This window comes from Mycobacterium sp. 852002-53434_SCH5985345, from assembly GCF_001667155.1.
Taxonomy (GTDB): domain Bacteria; phylum Actinomycetota; class Actinomycetes; order Mycobacteriales; family Mycobacteriaceae; genus Mycobacterium.
Genome location: NZ_LZIE01000014.1, coordinates 1 through 16,994, shown reverse-complemented (window position 1 = coordinate 16,994; position 16,994 = coordinate 1). Strand labels below are relative to the sequence as shown.

Annotated in this window: 16 protein-coding genes; 7 read left to right on the top strand and 9 right to left on the bottom strand. The window is 64.6% G+C overall.

Annotation, left to right across the window (positions count from 1 at the left end; all coding sequences use genetic code 11):
* Positions 1-37 precede the first annotated feature (37 nt).
* Both A5756_RS02015 and A5756_RS02010 read right to left on the bottom strand, forming a co-directional pair.
* Complete coding sequence (locus A5756_RS02015) at positions 38-1,561, bottom strand: CdaR family transcriptional regulator (protein ID WP_066946113.1); 1,524 nt, start codon at positions 1,559-1,561, stop codon at positions 38-40.
* A 224-nt stretch (positions 1,562-1,785) separates the two neighbouring features.
* The gene (locus tag A5756_RS02010) at positions 1,786-1,998 is read right to left on the bottom strand and encodes a hypothetical protein (RefSeq protein ID WP_156659147.1); all 213 of its coding nucleotides are present in this window, start codon (positions 1,996-1,998) and stop codon (positions 1,786-1,788) included.
* A 212-nt stretch (positions 1,999-2,210) separates the two neighbouring features.
* Here A5756_RS02010 and A5756_RS02005 point away from each other — a divergent pair, with 212 nt between their 5' ends.
* Both A5756_RS02005 and A5756_RS02000 read left to right on the top strand, forming a co-directional pair.
* Positions 2,211-2,918 carry a GAF and ANTAR domain-containing protein gene (locus tag A5756_RS02005; RefSeq protein ID WP_066946256.1) on the top strand — a complete coding sequence of 236 codons (708 nt, stop codon included), beginning with the start codon at positions 2,211-2,213 and terminating at the stop codon, positions 2,916-2,918.
* Between the two features lie 42 nt (positions 2,919-2,960).
* Complete coding sequence (locus A5756_RS02000; RefSeq protein WP_066946108.1) at positions 2,961-3,719, top strand: GAF and ANTAR domain-containing protein; 759 nt, start codon at positions 2,961-2,963, stop codon at positions 3,717-3,719.
* A gap of 5 nt (positions 3,720-3,724) precedes the next feature.
* Here A5756_RS02000 and A5756_RS01995 read toward each other — a convergent pair whose 3' ends face one another.
* The 3 genes from A5756_RS01995 to A5756_RS01985 form a co-directional block, all read right to left on the bottom strand.
* On the bottom strand, positions 3,725-4,528 hold the full coding sequence (locus A5756_RS01995) for a GAF and ANTAR domain-containing protein (protein WP_066946105.1): 804 nt from the start codon (positions 4,526-4,528) through the stop codon (positions 3,725-3,727).
* A 61-nt stretch (positions 4,529-4,589) separates the two neighbouring features.
* Positions 4,590-6,224 carry a fatty acyl-AMP ligase gene (locus A5756_RS01990; protein ID WP_066946253.1) on the bottom strand — a complete coding sequence of 545 codons (1,635 nt, stop codon included), beginning with the start codon at positions 6,222-6,224 and terminating at the stop codon, positions 4,590-4,592.
* 563 nt (positions 6,225-6,787) lie between these two features.
* Entirely contained in the window at positions 6,788-7,249 is a 462-nt protein-coding gene (locus A5756_RS01985) for a DUF5994 family protein (protein ID WP_066946102.1), read from the bottom strand.
* Positions 7,250-7,635: 386 nt separating this feature from the next.
* Here A5756_RS01985 and A5756_RS01980 point away from each other — a divergent pair, with 386 nt between their 5' ends.
* The gene (locus tag A5756_RS01980; protein WP_231989249.1) at positions 7,636-8,259 is read left to right on the top strand and encodes a DUF5994 family protein; all 624 of its coding nucleotides are present in this window, start codon (positions 7,636-7,638) and stop codon (positions 8,257-8,259) included.
* Between the two features lie 73 nt (positions 8,260-8,332).
* Here the strand turns inward: A5756_RS01980 and A5756_RS01975 are convergent, their stop codons facing one another.
* Both A5756_RS01975 and A5756_RS01970 read right to left on the bottom strand, forming a co-directional pair.
* Entirely contained in the window at positions 8,333-8,800 is a 468-nt protein-coding gene (locus A5756_RS01975) for a DUF5994 family protein (protein WP_066946100.1), read from the bottom strand.
* A gap of 166 nt (positions 8,801-8,966) precedes the next feature.
* A complete protein-coding gene (locus A5756_RS01970) occupies positions 8,967-9,770 on the bottom strand; it encodes a transglutaminase family protein (RefSeq protein WP_066946097.1) in 804 nt (267 codons plus the stop codon).
* 536 nt (positions 9,771-10,306) lie between these two features.
* On the opposite strand from A5756_RS01970, the gene A5756_RS01965 reads away from it, so the two are divergent.
* Positions 10,307-10,903 carry a DUF5994 family protein gene (locus tag A5756_RS01965; RefSeq protein WP_232005305.1) on the top strand — a complete coding sequence of 199 codons (597 nt, stop codon included), beginning with the start codon at positions 10,307-10,309 and terminating at the stop codon, positions 10,901-10,903.
* Positions 10,904-10,997: 94 nt separating this feature from the next.
* Positions 10,998-12,506, top strand: coding sequence for a wax ester/triacylglycerol synthase domain-containing protein (locus tag A5756_RS01960; RefSeq protein ID WP_232005307.1), 1,509 nt, complete (start codon positions 10,998-11,000; stop codon positions 12,504-12,506).
* Between the two features lie 42 nt (positions 12,507-12,548).
* On the opposite strand, the gene A5756_RS01955 is transcribed toward A5756_RS01960, so the two are convergent.
* Positions 12,549-13,289 carry an ANTAR domain-containing protein gene (locus A5756_RS01955; protein ID WP_066946088.1) on the bottom strand — a complete coding sequence of 247 codons (741 nt, stop codon included), beginning with the start codon at positions 13,287-13,289 and terminating at the stop codon, positions 12,549-12,551.
* 43 nt (positions 13,290-13,332) lie between these two features.
* Positions 13,333-14,097 (bottom strand): GAP family protein, encoded by a 765-nt coding sequence (locus tag A5756_RS01950; protein ID WP_231989250.1) that lies wholly within the window; start codon positions 14,095-14,097, stop codon positions 13,333-13,335.
* A gap of 906 nt (positions 14,098-15,003) precedes the next feature.
* Here A5756_RS01950 and A5756_RS25195 point away from each other — a divergent pair.
* Together A5756_RS25195 and A5756_RS01945 are read left to right on the top strand one after the other, a co-directional pair.
* Complete coding sequence (locus tag A5756_RS25195) at positions 15,004-15,225, top strand: MbtH family protein (RefSeq protein ID WP_082948354.1); 222 nt, start codon at positions 15,004-15,006, stop codon at positions 15,223-15,225.
* A 52-nt stretch (positions 15,226-15,277) separates the two neighbouring features.
* Positions 15,278-16,994: condensation domain-containing protein (locus A5756_RS01945; protein ID WP_156659145.1), on the top strand; the 1,717-nt coding region annotated here is incomplete at its 3' end.

The window sequence follows — 16,994 nt, the reverse complement described above, 5'->3', positions numbered from 1 at the left end:
GCGCCGCCGCTCATTGTCGGATTACGACAGGGTTCGCTCAATCGATATCGGTGGCCGCGAGTTCGATCATCATGGCCAGCCGCTTCCTGGCGTCATCCAATGGGAGATTGGTGATTTCGGCCATCTTGCGGAGCCGGTAACGCACCGTGTTTTCGTGTACTCCCAGTCGCTCACCGGCTTCGGCCGGGTCGCCGAGCGCCCCTAGCCACGCCCGCAGCGTGGCGAGGTAGTCGGTTCCGTGAGCGCGGTCGTGGCGGCCCAGCTCGGCCACGGGTCCACGAGTCGGAGACCGGCCGGCTCGCGCCGCGGTCCGCAACCGCTGCAGCAGGATGTCATCCCACGATTCGTCGTAGGCGGGGGGCGCGGATCCAGGCGATGCCTCGTGCAACGCCAGGCATTCGTCGGCCTCCTGACGCGCAGCGGCCAGATCGGTCACCGCGGCCGGCCCGCTGACGCCGGCCAACAAAGCCACCCCTTCGGGTAGGGCCGCTCCGAGACCGACGACCCAGTGGCGCGCCACCGAGGCCTGCTCTCCGGGCAGCACGGTGTAGATGGTGTTGCCTGCCAAGGCGCTGCGACCGGGACGCGACCAGCCGAAGCCGGCGGTGGCGCGCTCGAACGCCAACAGCAGGGCGGCGTCGCGTTTGGCCCCGACGGACGCCTGCAGGGCGATCACCCGCAAACCGCTCTGCGGCAGGCCGAGCTTGCTTGCCGCCGTGGCGGAGTCAGCGCTGCCTTCCAGTAACCGGATCACCAGTTCGGATTCGACCTGACGCTCGAGGTCGGCGCTGGCCTGGGACCGCAGTAGGTGCAGGGCCACCGTCTGCGCGCCCTCGGCCAAGGCGTCCCTCCGCGTTTCCTCCAGCGGATTGGAGCAGGCTACCCAGACCGACCCCATCAGTTCTCGGCCGGAGCGCACCGCCGCGACCATGCGCCCGGTCATGCCGGACTCCGCATCGCCCTCGACGAACAACGGCTCGTCCGAGTTCGTCAGATGGGCGAATACGCCACGGGCATCGAACAGGGCGCGCAGCCGGTCCGGAGTCTGTCGGCCCAGAATGATCTCGGCCTGAGCCGGGTCGGCGTGTTGCTGGAGCCGTGAATACGCGAGCACGCGCAACAGTGCATCGTGAATGACAACGGGGCTGCCGACGGCGTCCGCCAGGCTATCCGCCAGGGCGAACAGATCCGTCGGGCCTCGACCGGCGGCGGTTTCGCGGCCCTCCAACACCAGCCCGTAGATGACCGCGGCCACCTCGCTCCACGAGAGCGACTCGTCGACCAGCATCACCGCACCGACCCGGGTGTCCTCGTCCAACGTCATCGGCTCGGCATTGTCGCGCGTCAACACCACAACTGCATGTGCCGAGCTCGCCCAGCAGACCGCTTCATCGAGCGAGCCGGCGTCGATTGCCAGCAGTACGTCGCCCAGCACGGCCCGCTTGGTAGCCACCTCGTGGATGACCACGCTGCGCAGCTCGGTCGACCTGGGCACTGACGACCAACGCAGCCGGACCCCATAACCGCCCAGGACATTCACCAAGCGGTCCAAAGTGATCACAAGCGACTCCCCGGCTGCGAAGAAATCAGAGGATTTTCTTTGTATCTTCCCCTCACGGGCAACATGCGATTGTCGAATTCCCGGGGCCCCGAAACAGCCCGTTGATGCACGTCGATTGACGATGTTCTCTTCGCCGGTTATCCCGAACACGGCCTATTCGATGGTCATGTTCGACGTGCATTTCCGCTCAACGTTAACCCCATTGCGCGGGTGAGCGGGTTTCGTTACTCCCGAACCTGGCGATTGACGAGGCCCGTGACATACCGCGCATCGATCTCTTCGCCGCCGTCGCCGTAATAGACGCGATGGGGCCCGCTGGCGGTGTCATCGGCCGTGCGCGTCACCTTGATCCACCTGCCCGTCGTGGGATCTTGCAGCATGTCACCCTCGCGGATCTCCGACAGCGGCACTTTCTCTATCGCATGTTCAGAACTCATTGCTCTCCCGAATCGTCGTGGTTTTGACCTGTGGCCACCTCGTGGGATCGTCCCGGCGATCACGTTGACGATTCTCTTGCGGACGCCGATGGTCAATCGCGAATCTGATCGTGGCTCGTCAGGCGTCGCGATTAGTGGAAGGGTGGGCAAATGACATCCTCGCCGGGATCCGCGGGCGCTTCTGCGGCCGGCCGGCCTCCGTTCGGCTGAATGTGGCGATCCACGAGCAGCTCCTCGCCGCCGTCGATGGCCGGCGGGGGGTAGACGCGGCTGACCGCTTGTGCGAGGCCTGCGTAAATCTGTTCGACGTTGCCGCAGCGGCGATTTCGCTCGTTTTCGACGGCGCGAGCAGCGGAACCCTGGGCGCCAGCGACAAGGCGGCACGCGAGTACGACGAACTCCAGTTCGTACTCGGGGAGGGACCGTGCCTGGACGCTGTCAACCGGAGAATTCCGATTCTGGTCGTCGATCTCGCCGATCCCGCAGAGACTCGCTGGTCCGCGTATGGGCCCGCCATGCTGGCCAACGAGATCAGGGGCGTCCACGCGATACCCGTCGTCGTGGCCGGCGAATTCGTCGGCGCGCTCGACCTGTTCCGGACGGAACCGGGCCCGCTGCCTGACGAGGCCTTAGTCGGTGCGGTTGCCGCCGCGGAGCTCGCCGCCATCCCGCTGTTGGATTTGTTGGAAGGCGACTTGCAGGCCGCCGTTAGCGATCCCGACAGCAATGCGTGGGCCGAACTCAACGTGTTGAGCCGCGCGGAGGTCAGCCAGGCCACCGGCGTGCTGGTCGCCCAGCTGGAGCTTGAGCCTGCCGAGGCATTGGTCCGGCTGAGGGCCCACGCCTACGCGACCGGTCGCAGCGCTACCGACGTCGCCCGCGACATTCTCGACGGCCGCGTGAGGCTCGAGCCGGACTAGTGCGCGTTTGGCGGACTCAAAATTTTTGAAAGGAGGCACGTCGTGACTGATACCCCCCGGGAAACCCGCGTGCTGAACGCCGTCGTTTCGCTGGTCGATAGCCTGCTCGACGACTTCGACGTGGTCGAATTGCTGACGGGGCTCACGGAGCGTTGCGCCGAGCTGCTCGACATCGAGGCCGCCGGGTTCCTGCTCGCCGATCCGCTCCGTCAGCTTCGCTTGTTGGCCGCCACCTCGCGACAGGCCCGCGAGATAGAACTCTTCGAGCTGCAAGCCGACCAAGGTCCGTGCGTGGACTGCTACGCCACCGGCGAACCGGTCTCCATCGCCGACATTCAACTGGCGACGGAGCGGTGGCCACGATTTGTTCCGGCCGCACTCGATGCGGGCTTCGCCTCGGTGCACGCGGTCCCGATGCGGGCAGCCGGACTCGTGTTGGGCGCGCTCGGTCTATTCGGCACCCGCAGCGGCGAGCTCAACGGCGCCGATCTGCTCGTTGGCCAAACGCTGACCCACATCGCGTGCGTCGCGATTCTGCAGGAGCATCCACCGACCCCGGCCACCGTGGTGCCGCGGCTGCGATCCGCGCTGACCAGCCGCGTCATCATCGAGCAAGCCAAGGGGTTCCTGCACGAAACGCTGGATGTGCCGGTCGAGGAGGCGTTCCACCTGTTGCGCACCTATGCGCGGGCCGAACGCCAACGCCTGACCGACGTTGCGAGCCGATTGATGACCGATCGGGATTCCCGCCCTATCCTGCTGGCCGCCCTGGCCGAACTAGCCGCCGGGCCAGCGCATTAAGCGGTTCAGTGGTGCCGCGACCGGGCTCGCCGCACGGCCTCGTCGACCAACCGCTCGGCGACTGCGTGCAGCTTGATGTTCTCAACCTGGCTGATGCGGGAGAGGCGTTGGAAGGCCTCCTCGGCGTTGGCGCCCGACCGGCTACGGATGATGCCGATCGCCTGATCGATCACTGCGCGGCTGTTCAGCGCGCGCTGCAGTCGCGTTGACCGTTCCTGTGCGCTGGCCAACAACTGCGCGTTGTAAACCGAGACCGCCGCGGGCTTGGCGAACTGGGCTCCCAACCGGACGGCGTGCTCGGCAAAGGCGTCCCGGCGGGTCGCATAGGCGTTGATCGAGCCGATCAGCTCATCGCCGACGACGAGCGGCAGCGCCAGCGCGGAGTGGATGCGCATCCGGGCCACGCGTCCACCGAAATGCGGCCAACGACTGTCGCTGCCCAGCGAGCCGCTGACCGTGGGTCGCCGGGACTGCATGCAGGTGATGCACGGCCCCTCGTTCAGCTCTTCGTACTGAATGGTGTCGATCTCCTGGACCAGTAACTGGGTCGCTGCCCAGGTCTGGGCGCTGGGAATGCCGAGACGTTGATCGATCAATGCGACGCCCGCACCGTCGACGCCGGGGATCGCTTGCGCGGCGAACTCCGCGACGTCTCGCAGCAGGTCCATCACCCCCTGCGCGCCGGCCACGAGTGCGGCCACTCGGTTGAGCCCGGCATGCAAATCGGCCTCGTCAGCCTCGCGTTCGGTGGGGGAGAGGTCGGGCTTTGGTGGCGTTTTGCGACCGGGTTGGGCATCGAACTCGGTCACGTGCCCTCCTCCCGTGCCGCGGATGAACGACAAATCTACTCTTCGCCGCGCCCGGAGGACTTCAGCCGACGAGCGCCAACGCGTGGGCGCGCCGGAGCTTGCCCGATGGCGTCTTGGGGATCGTTCCCGGTTCGAGCACGACCACGTTGCGGGGTCGGACATCGACCTCCGCGACCACTTCGTGTGCCACCTGCTGCTCGATGCGGCGCACCTCGGCCGGGGTCTGCCAATTCTCGCATTCCACGGCCACGGCGAACGTCTCGCGCGAATGACCTGCCTCCAGTCGTACCGCCACGGCGCCTCCTGGCCGGACCCCGCAAACTCGCGTGGCGGCGCGTTCGATGTCGGCCGGGTAAATGTTTCGCCCGGCCATGATGATGACGTCCTTGACACGGCCGCAGACTACAAGGCGGCCCGTCTCGGTGAAGTAGCCCAGATCGCCGGTGTCGTACCAGCCTTGTTCGTCTTGTGCCGCGACGAATCCGGCGATCGTTTCGTAACCGAGCGTCACCGGCTCACCACGCACCTCTATGACGCCGACAGCCCGGGCGGGCAGGATGGCGCCGTCTTCGTCGACGATGCGCGCCTCGAGCCCCTCGAGCAGACGTCCAAGCGTGGCCAGTCGCCGGGTTTTGCCCTTGGTGGCAGGGACCGCTCGGTGCAGCACGGCGAGCAGGTCGGCGTCGACCTCGTCGATCAATAGGCCTGCGCCGCAATCGGAGAACGACACGGCCACGGTGGTTTCGGCCATGCCGTATGCGGGCAGGATCGCGTCCGGACGTAAGCCGAACGGCTTGCCAGCTTCACAGAGCTCCTCGACGTCGGCGGGCTCGACCTGTTCGGCACCCGAGAGGGCCCATCTCAGGGTCGACAGATCGAACTGGCCGGGCCGGGCCAGCTTGCGAAGGCGTTTGGCGAACAGCGTGTAAGCGAAGTTCGGCGCCGCGGTCATCGTGCCCCTGTACTTGTCGATGAGCCTGGCCCACAACAACGTGTCGCGAAGGAAGTCCATCGGCGTGACCTTGACCAGTTCTGCGCCGAAATACATTGGCACGGTTAAGAACCCGGTCATGCCCATGTCGTGGAACAGAGGCAGCCAGCTCACGATCACGTCGGTATCGATGTCGACGTTTGCGCCGAGGAACATCGCCTCGGCGTTGGAAACGACATTGCGGTGTGAGATCCGTACCGCCTTGGGCGACCCGGTGGAGCCCGAGGTCAACTGCAGCAGCGCAACGTCGTCTTCGGCGGTCTCGACCGGACCGATTGGTCGGCTGTCGAGCAGCCCCTCGATCTGGAGTACTCGCATTCCCAGCTGGGACAGCAGTGGGGCCGCGGCCATGAATGGGTCGGAGATGACGACCGTTGTGGCACCGATCATTTTGATGACGGCGATGGTCTCATCGGCCCAACGGCGAAGGTCGGTCCGGGGAGTGGGTTGGTGAAGCATGGTGAGGCTGGCGCCGCGCATCCAGACGCCCTGCCCGGTGGGTGCGATCTCGGCAGGGGCACCGGCCAGGACCGGGACGGCATCACCGGGGCCGACGCCGGCGGCGGCCAAGCCACCCGCGATCCGGCGGGCACGCCCGTGCACCTCGCCCCAGGTATGCCGGACCGGGCAGTTCGGCTCGCCGGTGACCAGACCTTTCGAGCTGGATTGGGCGGTGTCATACATGGTCTCGGTGAATCTACTCAAGGCCATTCCTTTGGCTTCGGTGCCGCGTCGACCTTCCACTTCGAGGTGAAGCGTTCGGCAGCGCGCACGCGTGATGACTCCAGCGTCGAAGTATTGAGCCGGCCGCAATCACTTGAGCGCCGGCACACGGATGGATGCCGCGGAAGCCCGTCCCTTTCAAGGCTCCTCCCCAAGGGCCGTCGTTGCGGTCGAAGCGAGTCAAAGGATTCAGGCCAACTAAAGGTATAAGCATACGGGGAAATGGGTGAGGCATGCGGCATCACTACCAGGTGCGGCGTGTTGTCTGCGAGGCGCAGAGAAATGGGCCTCCGCCATTATCGATCCGGACGCACAAACTCCGTTTACCGTCGGATCAGCCGGGCAATGCAGACCCGTTGCAGCGGGGACCTCTAAGAGATCGCCGCCGGACGGTTCCGAGCGGCTGGGGAGTCAACCGTGATAACCACCATAGCGCAGGTTGCGCAGTGCGAGGGTCATTATGTGACCCACCATGCCGAACGGCCGTATTGTTTGTGCCTTCGCCGCCATTCCGCGGGTGGCTGGTGAAGCCGGGCGGCGACTTGTCATCGCGCCGGTTCCTCGAAAAAGTCGGTGCCGGAATAGCATTGGCGCGTAAGTTGCCGCATCCGTCCCGCATTCATCGGTTGTGCGCAAGAGGAGACCTCGCCGAGCACACGTTGCGCCTCCTCGGAATTCGAAGGCGCCAACACGAACAACACCGCGTCGCGCGAATGCGTACCCATGAGGTAGATGGTGTCGCTGAAAACCAGCCGATATGCATGCAACGAGACCATTTCGCTATGGCGAATAAGCCGCGCCGGCGCGGGCAACCATGCGCTCGAGTCGTAAATGACTCGGTGCACCGCGCCGATCCATAAACCGAAAACCGCAAGCAGGTCGGGTAGCTCTAGCCTCAGGTCGAGGCTCTTTGGCCACCACGCCCCGTCCACCGCAGCGGGGGTGGCGTCACGTTCGCAGAGAACCAATCGGGTGGCGCTGGAAGGGCTGGAAGTAACAAGCGCCACCGCGACGCTCCCGTCGTCTAGCGTGCTATCGCAGACGGCTACCGAAGAGGGCGGTACTCGACAAACCCACGATAGTGGAAGCATAACCCCACGGGCAGCGAGACGGCCGATGAATCGCGGTGCACGTTGCTCATCGTGGCTTTTCAATCGGCAAGTGACAGTTTGTGGTTGACCGCGGACCGCGCGGGCGGGCCGAGCGCAGCCGTCCAGCCGGCGACACCGGAGCAGATAGTGGCGTAACGTCGGTAACGAGCTGTTTCGTTGTCGGCGGTAGTCTCGGAAGTGATTACCTTTGGAAGTAATTACCCATCGAGATCACGGGCAATGCAATTCCTCCGTCGGCCCCGTTTCGCGGGTTGATCGTTTCAAGCTGCGAAGGATTGCCCGTGAAGCCCACAACGCCGTTTACCAATCATATTGGGGCCCAGCTGGATCGAACAATAGGCCGCAGCAGTGAGGCCGTGGAGAAATCGCGCGACGGGACGACGCTCTCGGTTGAAGACCCGACTCCCCGCACGATCAATTCGGGTGGGGAACGGCGGTCCGCGAGCCCGGTACGCCTCACCCTGGCCGGCCGACTCGGGAACAAGATCGATGGAGCATGGTGGCCCCGTACCGGCCTGATCTCGCGAGAGCTGACCGAATTGGTGTCTATCTTGGACGTGCCATTAGGGCAGGTCCTCGACATCAATGTCAATTGGTCATCTTTGCAACGCCAGCACGACCTGAATTGGGATTGGGGACTGGGCGCACGCCCGCACGTCATGACCGTCGATGGCCGTGATGCGCGGGCGAAGCTGCTGATCGTCCCGCACCGGACCGGTACCGCCCTCGCGGTAATGGTCTTGCGCCGCGCCGCCGGCCTGCCAGTGTATGCGGCACACCGCGATTCGCACGCTTTCCACACAGCCGACTGCATTGTCCGCACGGCCCGCGGCGAGCAGATGTTCGAAGTGCGCCGCTCGCGGCGCGCTGGCGTGGCGCCGTTACCTCAGGGCCCGCAGGATTGACACCGTCCGGGCCCGGCATGAAGCCGTCCTGCGGCCGGATTCACTGATTGCCAAGGATCTTTAAGTGACGACCCTATTCGCGGGTTTCCGTTTTCTCGCTGCCGATCATGAGGCCCTCGACGGTCGAAGCATCGCTTGGGTGGGCCGCGGTCATCATGATGGCATGCGCCCGGTCTGGGTCGGCATCCGGTGAAACGACCAACAAGACGGTTTTGGGACCGTTGAGGCCGAGGACTCCGACGGTATTGACCGGCTGACGGCGATATCCGTCGAGTCGCACCGTTCGCCCTCCGGTGAGGAATTTCGCGGGTGGCCTTGTCCATTCGTTCACGTTGTAGACCACGCGGCCAATCGGTCCGAGTCGAACGGACAGCACCGACAGCAGGTCTGGCAGCTCTGCGGCGAGGTCGTCACTGTGTGGCCACCACGCACCATCGACGTACCCGCTCGCCGGCGCCTTTGGCTTGAGCCGCAAGCGCGGGGTGTGCTCCGGTGGTACGTGTCGGCGCTGCGCATCGAGATGGTCGATTTTCGGCGTCATTGCGACGCTCCCGCCTTGACCGCGAAACGGCCAAATCATTCGAATCGGCGACGAGATGACTTTGACTAGTCAGGTACGAAGTATCGCCGACAATTCGTACCCTACTCGGGCGGTCGACAACGGGCCACACCAAGACGGTTGTGTGGTCCGCCGTTCGGGGCCGTTCTCAGCGGATCGAAACAAGTTGGTCGATGGAATCCACGGGCAACTCGCCATCGACGACCGCGGTCACCAGCATCTGGTTGAGCGTGATCGCGCCTTTGTGATTGTCGAGGAACGCGGTGTCGGCGGCGTCACGACCGGTAGCGATGCGAACCAGGGTTTGCCGCGGCGCAAGCAGCGTCGCGTCGACAACCCGCCACTGCCCCTCCACGAAGGCCTCCGCCACCGCATGAAAGTCCATTGGGTACACGCCCGGCGCATAGACGGACACCAAGCGGGCCGGTACGTAAACCGCCCGTAGCAGTGCCACCACCAGATGCGCGTAGTCGCGGCACACACCTTCACCGGCGAGCAGTGTGTCCACCGCCCCGTCGATCGGATCGCTGGAGCCGGGAACATAATTCAGTCTGGTGCCGACCCATGAGCTCACGTGCTCCAGCAGCGTGGCCGAATCGCGGTCGTTACCGAATTCCGTTGCGGCGAAACCATAGAATTTATCGGACTCGGCGTAGCGGCTGGGCCGCAGATACATCGACAGGTCATATTCGGTCACCGGAGCCGGGTCGGTTCGACCCACGACGGTGGCGGAGTAGTCGACTTTGAGGGTGCCGACCGGTGCGTCGAACTTGTGGATGCGGTTGCCATGCACTCCGCCGACTTCCAGAGGCTGGATGGGCTGTCCGTTCAAGACGAAACTCAGCGACTCGGAGACCTCCAGGCGCGGATGCTGAGCGACAGCAATCTGAAATTCGAGTGTCGTGGACGCGGTGATTTCAACGTCCATCTCGGCGCTCACCACTCGTCTCATGGCGCGATGATGCGCCAATATCTTCCGATTCGCCAGCGAGGTCGCGTGTGCTGGCGCGGCGGCCGAGGTCCAAGTCTTCTGTCTTTGCCGCAGATGGCATACCCTGAAAGTCAGTGGCGAATCGGGCAGGTTGCGTTCTGGGTTTGCTGCTAGACGGCCGTTGGTGCGCAACTGTGGTGTTAAGCAGTCAGCACCAGGCCGGCCGCCGTCGAAATTTCGCTGTGTGAACAAACGCAGCACCACTCTCCGAATTGTCGGTATTCAGCGGCTACCACCGGTCTTGGCGCCCCGGCAGCGGAAACTCAGCGTTCCCGGGATGTGGCTCGACCCGTGGTCCGGCCCGTGCTGTGCGTCGCCAGGCCTTGTGGTGGACTGACCGCGCCGGGCGGCGCCTTGGTTGCTGGCTCTCGTTGTTGTCGAGCAGTTCGGAGTAGGGTTGGAAGCGAATCATCGGTTTTCCGTTTGTGATCGTTCTGGTTCAGGTGGGCGTCGATTCGAATCATTGGCCGTCTCGCGGTCAAGACGGGAGCGTCGCAATGACGCCGAAAATCGACCATCTCGATGCGCAGCGCCGACACGTACCACCGGAGCACACCCCGCGCTTGCGGCTCAAGCCAAAGGCGCCGGCGAGCGGGTACGTCGATGGTGCGTGGTGGCCGCACAGCGACGACTTCACGGAGGAGTTGCCAGGTCTGATCGCGGCTCTGTCGATTCGCCTGGGCGCGGTCAGTTGTGTGCTGTTCAACCAGAATGACTGGAGAGTGGCGGGCGCCGAGCTCGGGTGCGGTGGTCGCGTGATCCACCTTGACGCGCACCGCGGTCAGCCACACAACACGGTCGAAGTCATTGGCGTGCAAGGAAATACGATTGTATTGCTGGTTGTTCCGTTCTGTGCTCAACCAGACCGCGCGCACGCAATTGTGGTGGCGGCCGCAGCGCCGGGCAACTCGTCAAACGTCGACACCCTGCTCATGGTCAGCGGCAAGGAACGGGAAAGCCGCATAACGAGGGACACCGCGCGGGAGCGCTGGGAGTCACAGTGCGGGTCCGAACTGACTGAAGCCGGGGCGGACCCCCAACCTCCAGCGTCGTCGTACACGCCGTTGAACTCGAGATCCAGCTCCGCGAACTGAAAGAGTAACTTGGCGAGCCTCGTAACACTCTGTCGTCCAAGGTGATTGGGCACTGCTCGAAAGGAATAGTGGCGAAGGGAATGGTGCACCGATGGTGACGCGATTGGCGGGGACCGACGCGCTGTCACTGCACACACAGAGTTCGAAGGCACCTGCGGACACGCTTACGCTGGTCATCGTCGATGATCCGTCCACCGTGCTCAGCCACGAGAAGCTACATCGGCTGGTGGCCGCGTCGCTGCCGCAATTGGCGCGCTTCCGCAGCCGCCTGGTGGCAAAGCCGTTGGGCATGGGGCAGCCAGTGTGGGCCGAGATCGACGACTATGACCCTTTCCCACAAATCCATTGCGCAACGGTTCGCCCTCCCGGTGGGCGGCGCGAACTTGCCGAGCTCGTAGCGGAATTGACCGCTCGGGGACCGGATAGCCGTCACCGGCTGTGGGAAGCGTGGAGCGTCGACGGCCTGCTCGACGGCCGTTGGGCGTTGGCGGTAAAGATGTCAGCCGCACTCAATGACGGGGTCGCGGGGGCGGCGTCGATGTGGCCCCGGCTGCTGACTCGTAAACCGCGCGCCCATCCTGACCGAAGCCTGCCGTCCGAGTCGACGTTAGGCGCGGCGCCTTCGGTCGGCGAGCTCGTTGTCGATTTGGTGGCCGAGATGGTCGAGAATCATGTCACCGGCGGGTGGCTGATCGCCGAGGCCGTGTCCAATGCGCTGCGGGCGGTGAGTGGCCGGTTGTTCGGCACGAGTGGACGGGATCCCATGGCCCACGGCGGGTCGTCGATGAGCGGTCCGGTACCGCACACGCTGCTCAACGCGCCGCTGACCAAGCGGCGCGCGGTGGCCTTCGCCTCGATCCCGCTGGCAGACCTGAAAACGGTCAATAGCGCCTTCGGGGGCAGCATCACCAACGTCGTTCTGGCGGCCTGCACACTGTCATTGCGCGCCTGGCTGCAGAGTCACGACAAGGTGCCCACGGATCCGCTGCTGATGCGGATGCCTTTCGAATTGCCGGCCAGCGATCCCCCCAAAAGGGGAAAGGCGCTGACTAGCGGACGGTTTCGCATCCCAGTGCACCTCGACGACCCCGTACAGGTCCTCGCCAACCTCCATACCGCCACCGAAAGACTGAACGCCCTTCGGGGTCATAGCCGCCAAAGGCGGCCTCCTGCAGACGATGTGGACGCCATAGCGTCGCTCATCCCGCCGGCTGTGGCCAATCTGGGTATGCAGCTCTACACGCGGTCCGGCTTGCGGCACCAGCTCAAACCGATCTATCACGGCAGCGTCTCTTATACCGCCTTCGAGCCGGTGCCGGCGTACTGTGCCGGGGCCAGGGTCGTTGGCGTGCATACCGTGGCGCCGCTGTCGGAGGAAAATGGGTTGAACATCGCGCTGACCACCCGTGGCGAGGAATTGGATGTGAGCGTGTGTGTGTGCCCCGACAATGTGCCCGCGGTCGACGACATCGCGACCGGGATCGCGCACGGTGTGGACATCCTCGTGGCGGCCGCGCGGGAATCTCCTCGCGGGCAAGGCCGTTCCGTCGTCACGGAGCTGTCGTCACACCCCGCCCACCGTTCGCGCGACAGCGCATACTGACGGGCTCCATCAAGTCCCGGTGCTGTCTGTATGAGCTCAGCTCTAAGAGGGGGGATGGTCTATCTCGACCAGCCTGCGGGCGATCTGCTCGACCCTGGCGTTGGTGTCTTGGGAGAGTTTGACCAGCAGGCCGAACGCGGCGGTCGCGTCGACGTCGAATCGCTCCATCAATACGCCCTTGGCTTGGCCGATCGTGTCGCGCGTTTCGATGGCGCGCCGCAGTTGCTCGTTCTCGGCGACCAGAGCCTGTAGGCGTGCATCGCTGCGGGCGCTTTCCACCGCGTTGATCGCTTCGAGCGTATGAAGCACTTCGGCGGGTGTCCAGCAGCCGCCTTCATCGGCCGTGCGAGCCATTTCAGCGAGCAGCTGCCTTGCTTCGGAGATCTCTTCGACGCAGTGCGCCACGCCCACCAACTCGCCATGGTCGACCAGGGGAGCGTTGGTCGGACTCCATACCTTCGGCACGAAATGGTCGGGTGCGTCGGGGTCGGGGACGTCGTAGCGCTGGACCCGCATGTCGTGGGCGTGCCGGGTCCGCATCACCGCCTCCAGGGACGCCGCGAGGTTCGCCGTCCCGTTCGCTTGCGGATCGTTGGGATTATCGGGAAACGCGTCGAAGAGGTACCGACCGGGCAACTCGCCATGTTCCCGGAGGGTGACCTGCTCGTATGCGACGCTTGCCGCTCGAATTCGCAGGTCGCGGTCGAGGAGCAAGAACGAGCCACCCGACGAGCTTCGGTCCATCTCGTGGGCTATCACCTCGAACCGGTGTTGGCTCTCCACAGTCCAACCATTACCCGTTCACCCAGGCCAGTAATCCGATAGCTCAGAGGAGGTGCACGCCCTGGGCCAGCTGCGTGACCCCGACCACCGTGAACACGGTTAGGAGGATCTGCCGGTGGTAGGCGCGCACCCAGTCGTGCAGCTGCCGCAGGACGGCCTGGGTTCGAGCCGGCGCGGCCACATAACCCACCAAGATCATTTCGACGACGGAATACATCAGGACGACGAACGCGATCGAGGCGCCGACCTGCGTGGCAACGGCCGCCCTCGACGCCACGATGATCGCAAGGATGAAGAGCACGCCGTCGACCGGCACCGAGGCCAGCCCGACCACCCAGGCGATCCACAGCGATCCTTTCTCCCAGGCTTGGTGGGCGCGGTGGAGCAGGCGGCGCATTCCGGCGCGCTCTTCGTCGGGAACGTCCCGTGCGCGGCTCAGAAATCGTGGGAGCGCGATCGGCGTATCCGAGGCCGGCGCATTGCTCGAGACGCGGCCCTCCGCCCGCTGCCGCGTCGAGAAGCGCACTGCCATCACCGCGGCGATCGACAACGCGAGGACACCGAGCGCGATTTGGATGTGCGGGAGGGCGGAGTTCGCGGCCGGGGCGGCCGAACCGTGCCGGAAGGAGCCGAACGTGGATGTGAAGTTGAGCAGCATCAGCGGGGCAAGCAGCTCGGGCACACATATGGTGAGGCCACCGACCCAGTAGGCAAGCAGATTCGGCGCGGGTCGCGGCCGGGAGATCATCAAGAGGGCGAGGCCCAGACGCACCGGATTGAGTGCCGCCAGAATGCCCAGCCCCAGCACTGACCCCCACATTGGCGCAGCTCTACCCGCGGCAGAGGGAGTCTAAACAACCGCACTAGGGAATTGTGGCCTGTGCATCAATTCACATTTCCGCAGACCGGCGAGTCCGTCTTGAGCCACGAATCGTCTTTACCTGCAACAACTTCGAACAACTCCGTCCGCGCCCACGGATATGAACGCCCCGCCAATGCGGTGTGACACGCGCGTGCACCGCTGCCTCAGTCTCGAGCTTGAATTTTCCTCCCTGTGCCAGCAACGTTCGATCCCAGCGGTGGTCACGGTTCGGGTCAAACGACAGCAAGCGCCAGTGTCCGTGGATTCTGCCGAACGGGTGCTTGCCGCAAAGCGCACGCTGTTGCTCCAGCAATGCGGTACCCCGACGTCGGCAAATGGTGACCGTTGCGATCGTCACGCGCCGGATGTGGCGACGCCTGTCCTCCGGGCGAACGGGTGCCGGGACAAACGTTCGGTTTGCGCAGTGACGAGAACGTAGCGGTTGCGAATCTCTTATGCAGGAACGAAATTCACAGGTTTGACCGCACCTGCAGCCGGGTACTTGCGGAGCCGTGGAGTGCGACATCCAAAGTCGTGGTGCCCGCCTGTTGGCGGTTCGTTGGTGCGCCGACGGAAGCCCCCGCGGAGCGGCGCATGCGGTTCCAGGGTTACCGTTGACGTTGCGGACGGTATTGCGATTCGGGTCGGGGACACAACTGGGGCCAGAACCGCAGCCATGACGGTCACGTCACGGCGGGGATCTCCGCGAACCTCATCGGCGCTCGCATCGTGCCGGTGGGCAGGTCGGCATGCTGGTCGAAACTAACGGCCAATCCTGAAGCGCTGCACCACTTCTAGTGCTGCGCGCGCAGCGCTTCTGCGTATTTCATCTCTGTTGTAGGAGGTCGTCAGTTGCAGCCCAATCCATTCGATGATGCCAGTGGCAAATTTTTCGTACTAGTTAATAACGAGGAACAACACAGCCTTTGGCCCACCTTCTCCGACGTCCCGGCCGGCTGGCGAGTGGTGTACGGAGAGGCCGACCGCGCGGCCTGTCTCGACTACATCGAACAGAACTGGCCCGACATTCGTCCGAAGGGCATGCGTGACAGGTTCTCCGCTGCTGGTTTGTGATGTCTAGACGGTCTAGGTATGAAGGAGTCGGGAAGGCTTTCGGGGGGATTTAGTGGAATTCGGTGACCGTGCACTACCGCTGACGCGGGCGCAGCTGGATATCTGGCTCGCACAGCAAACGGGTCACTTCGATGTGGCGTGGCAGCTCGGCGTGCTCGTGCGGATCGAGGGCCCCGTCGACCGCGCTCTGCTCGAGCAGGCCATGCGTCACGTGGTAGGTGAGGCCGAAAGCATCCGGACGGGCTTCTTCGAGGTAGACGGCCAGGTTTTTCAGAAGTCGATCGACGACCCCGATGTCGAGCTGGCCTTCTACGACCTGAGCGACTCGCCCGATCCCGAGCACGAGGTCCGGGAGAGGACGTCGGCGATTCAACGGACTCCGATGCCGCTCACCGGTCCGATGATCAACTTCTACTTGTTCCAAACGGCGCCCGATGAGTACTACTGGTTCACCTGCTGTCACCACATAGCCATCGACGGGCTGGGCATAGCCCTGCTGGGCCGCCGAATCGCGGCCGTCTATTCCGCGCTTGCCTCCGGTGCGGCCATATCTCCCGCCTTCTTCGGCACGTTGCGCGACCTGGTCGCCAGCGAGTCGGAGTACGCGGCATCCGCCGATTACATCTCGGATCAGGCCTATTGGGCCGAGCACCTCCCGGCGGCGAGCGAATCCGAATATCGGTTGACCCAAGCCGCCAGCGCGCGGGATCCGTATGCGCCCTCTGCGCCGGTCCAATTGGATTCGTCGGTGGTCGGCTCGATCAAACAGCTGGCCAAGGCGTTGGGCGTCCGCCGATCATCGATCCTCACCGCCGCCTGCGCGCTCCTGGTCCGCGGATTTCGCACTGACAATTCGGACGAAGTGGTGCTCGATTTCCCGGTCAGCCGCCGACTGGATCCGGAGTCGAAGACGCATCCGGGAATGCTCGCCGGGGTTGTGCCGCTGGTGCTGAATGCGCCGCCGACGGCCACGGTCGCCGACTTTCTTCAGCAGGTCGATACACGCTCACGAGAAGCGCTGCGGCATCAGCGGTTCCCTGTGCACATGCTTGGCGGCGACGGCGGCTTCCGTGGTGCTCCGCAGGCGTCCAACCGGGTAGTCGTCAACTTCGTCCCGGCCAGATTGACCCTCAGCCTTGCGGGTGTACCGGCGACCGCGACTTACACCACGTTCGGTCCGGTCGGCCACTTCGGGCTGTTCTTCCTCGGGTTCGGCGACCAGCAATACCTGAGCACGGTAGGGGTCGGACAACCCTTCTCGAACTTCGACGTCTCGGATTTGGCCGGGCGGCTGCAGGAGCTGCTGGTGGCGATGGCGGCTGATCCCTCGCGGCCGTTGTCGTCGGTGGATGTGCTCGACAGCGACGAGTGTGCCCGGTTGGACGGATTTAGCAATCGGGCGGTTCTGACTGGGCCGGCGCCAAGGTCGGTTTCCGTGCCGTCGTTGTTCGCCGGGCAGGCGGCACGCCTGCCCGGGGCGGTCGCGGTGTCGTGTGGTGGATTGTCGGTGTCGTATCGGGAGTTGGATGCGGCGTCGAATCGGTTGGCGAATTTTTTGGTGGCCCAGGGTGTGGGGCCCGGGTGCACGGTGGCGCTGTTGTTGTCGCGGTCGGCCGGGGCGGTCGCGGCGATGCTGGCGGTGCTCAAGACCGGGGCGGCCTACCTGCCGATCGATCCTTCTTCGCCGGATAGCCGGATCGGGTTCCTGGTGGCCGATGCCGCGCCGGTGGCGGTGCTCACCACCGCCGAGCTGGCCGGGCGGTTGGCCG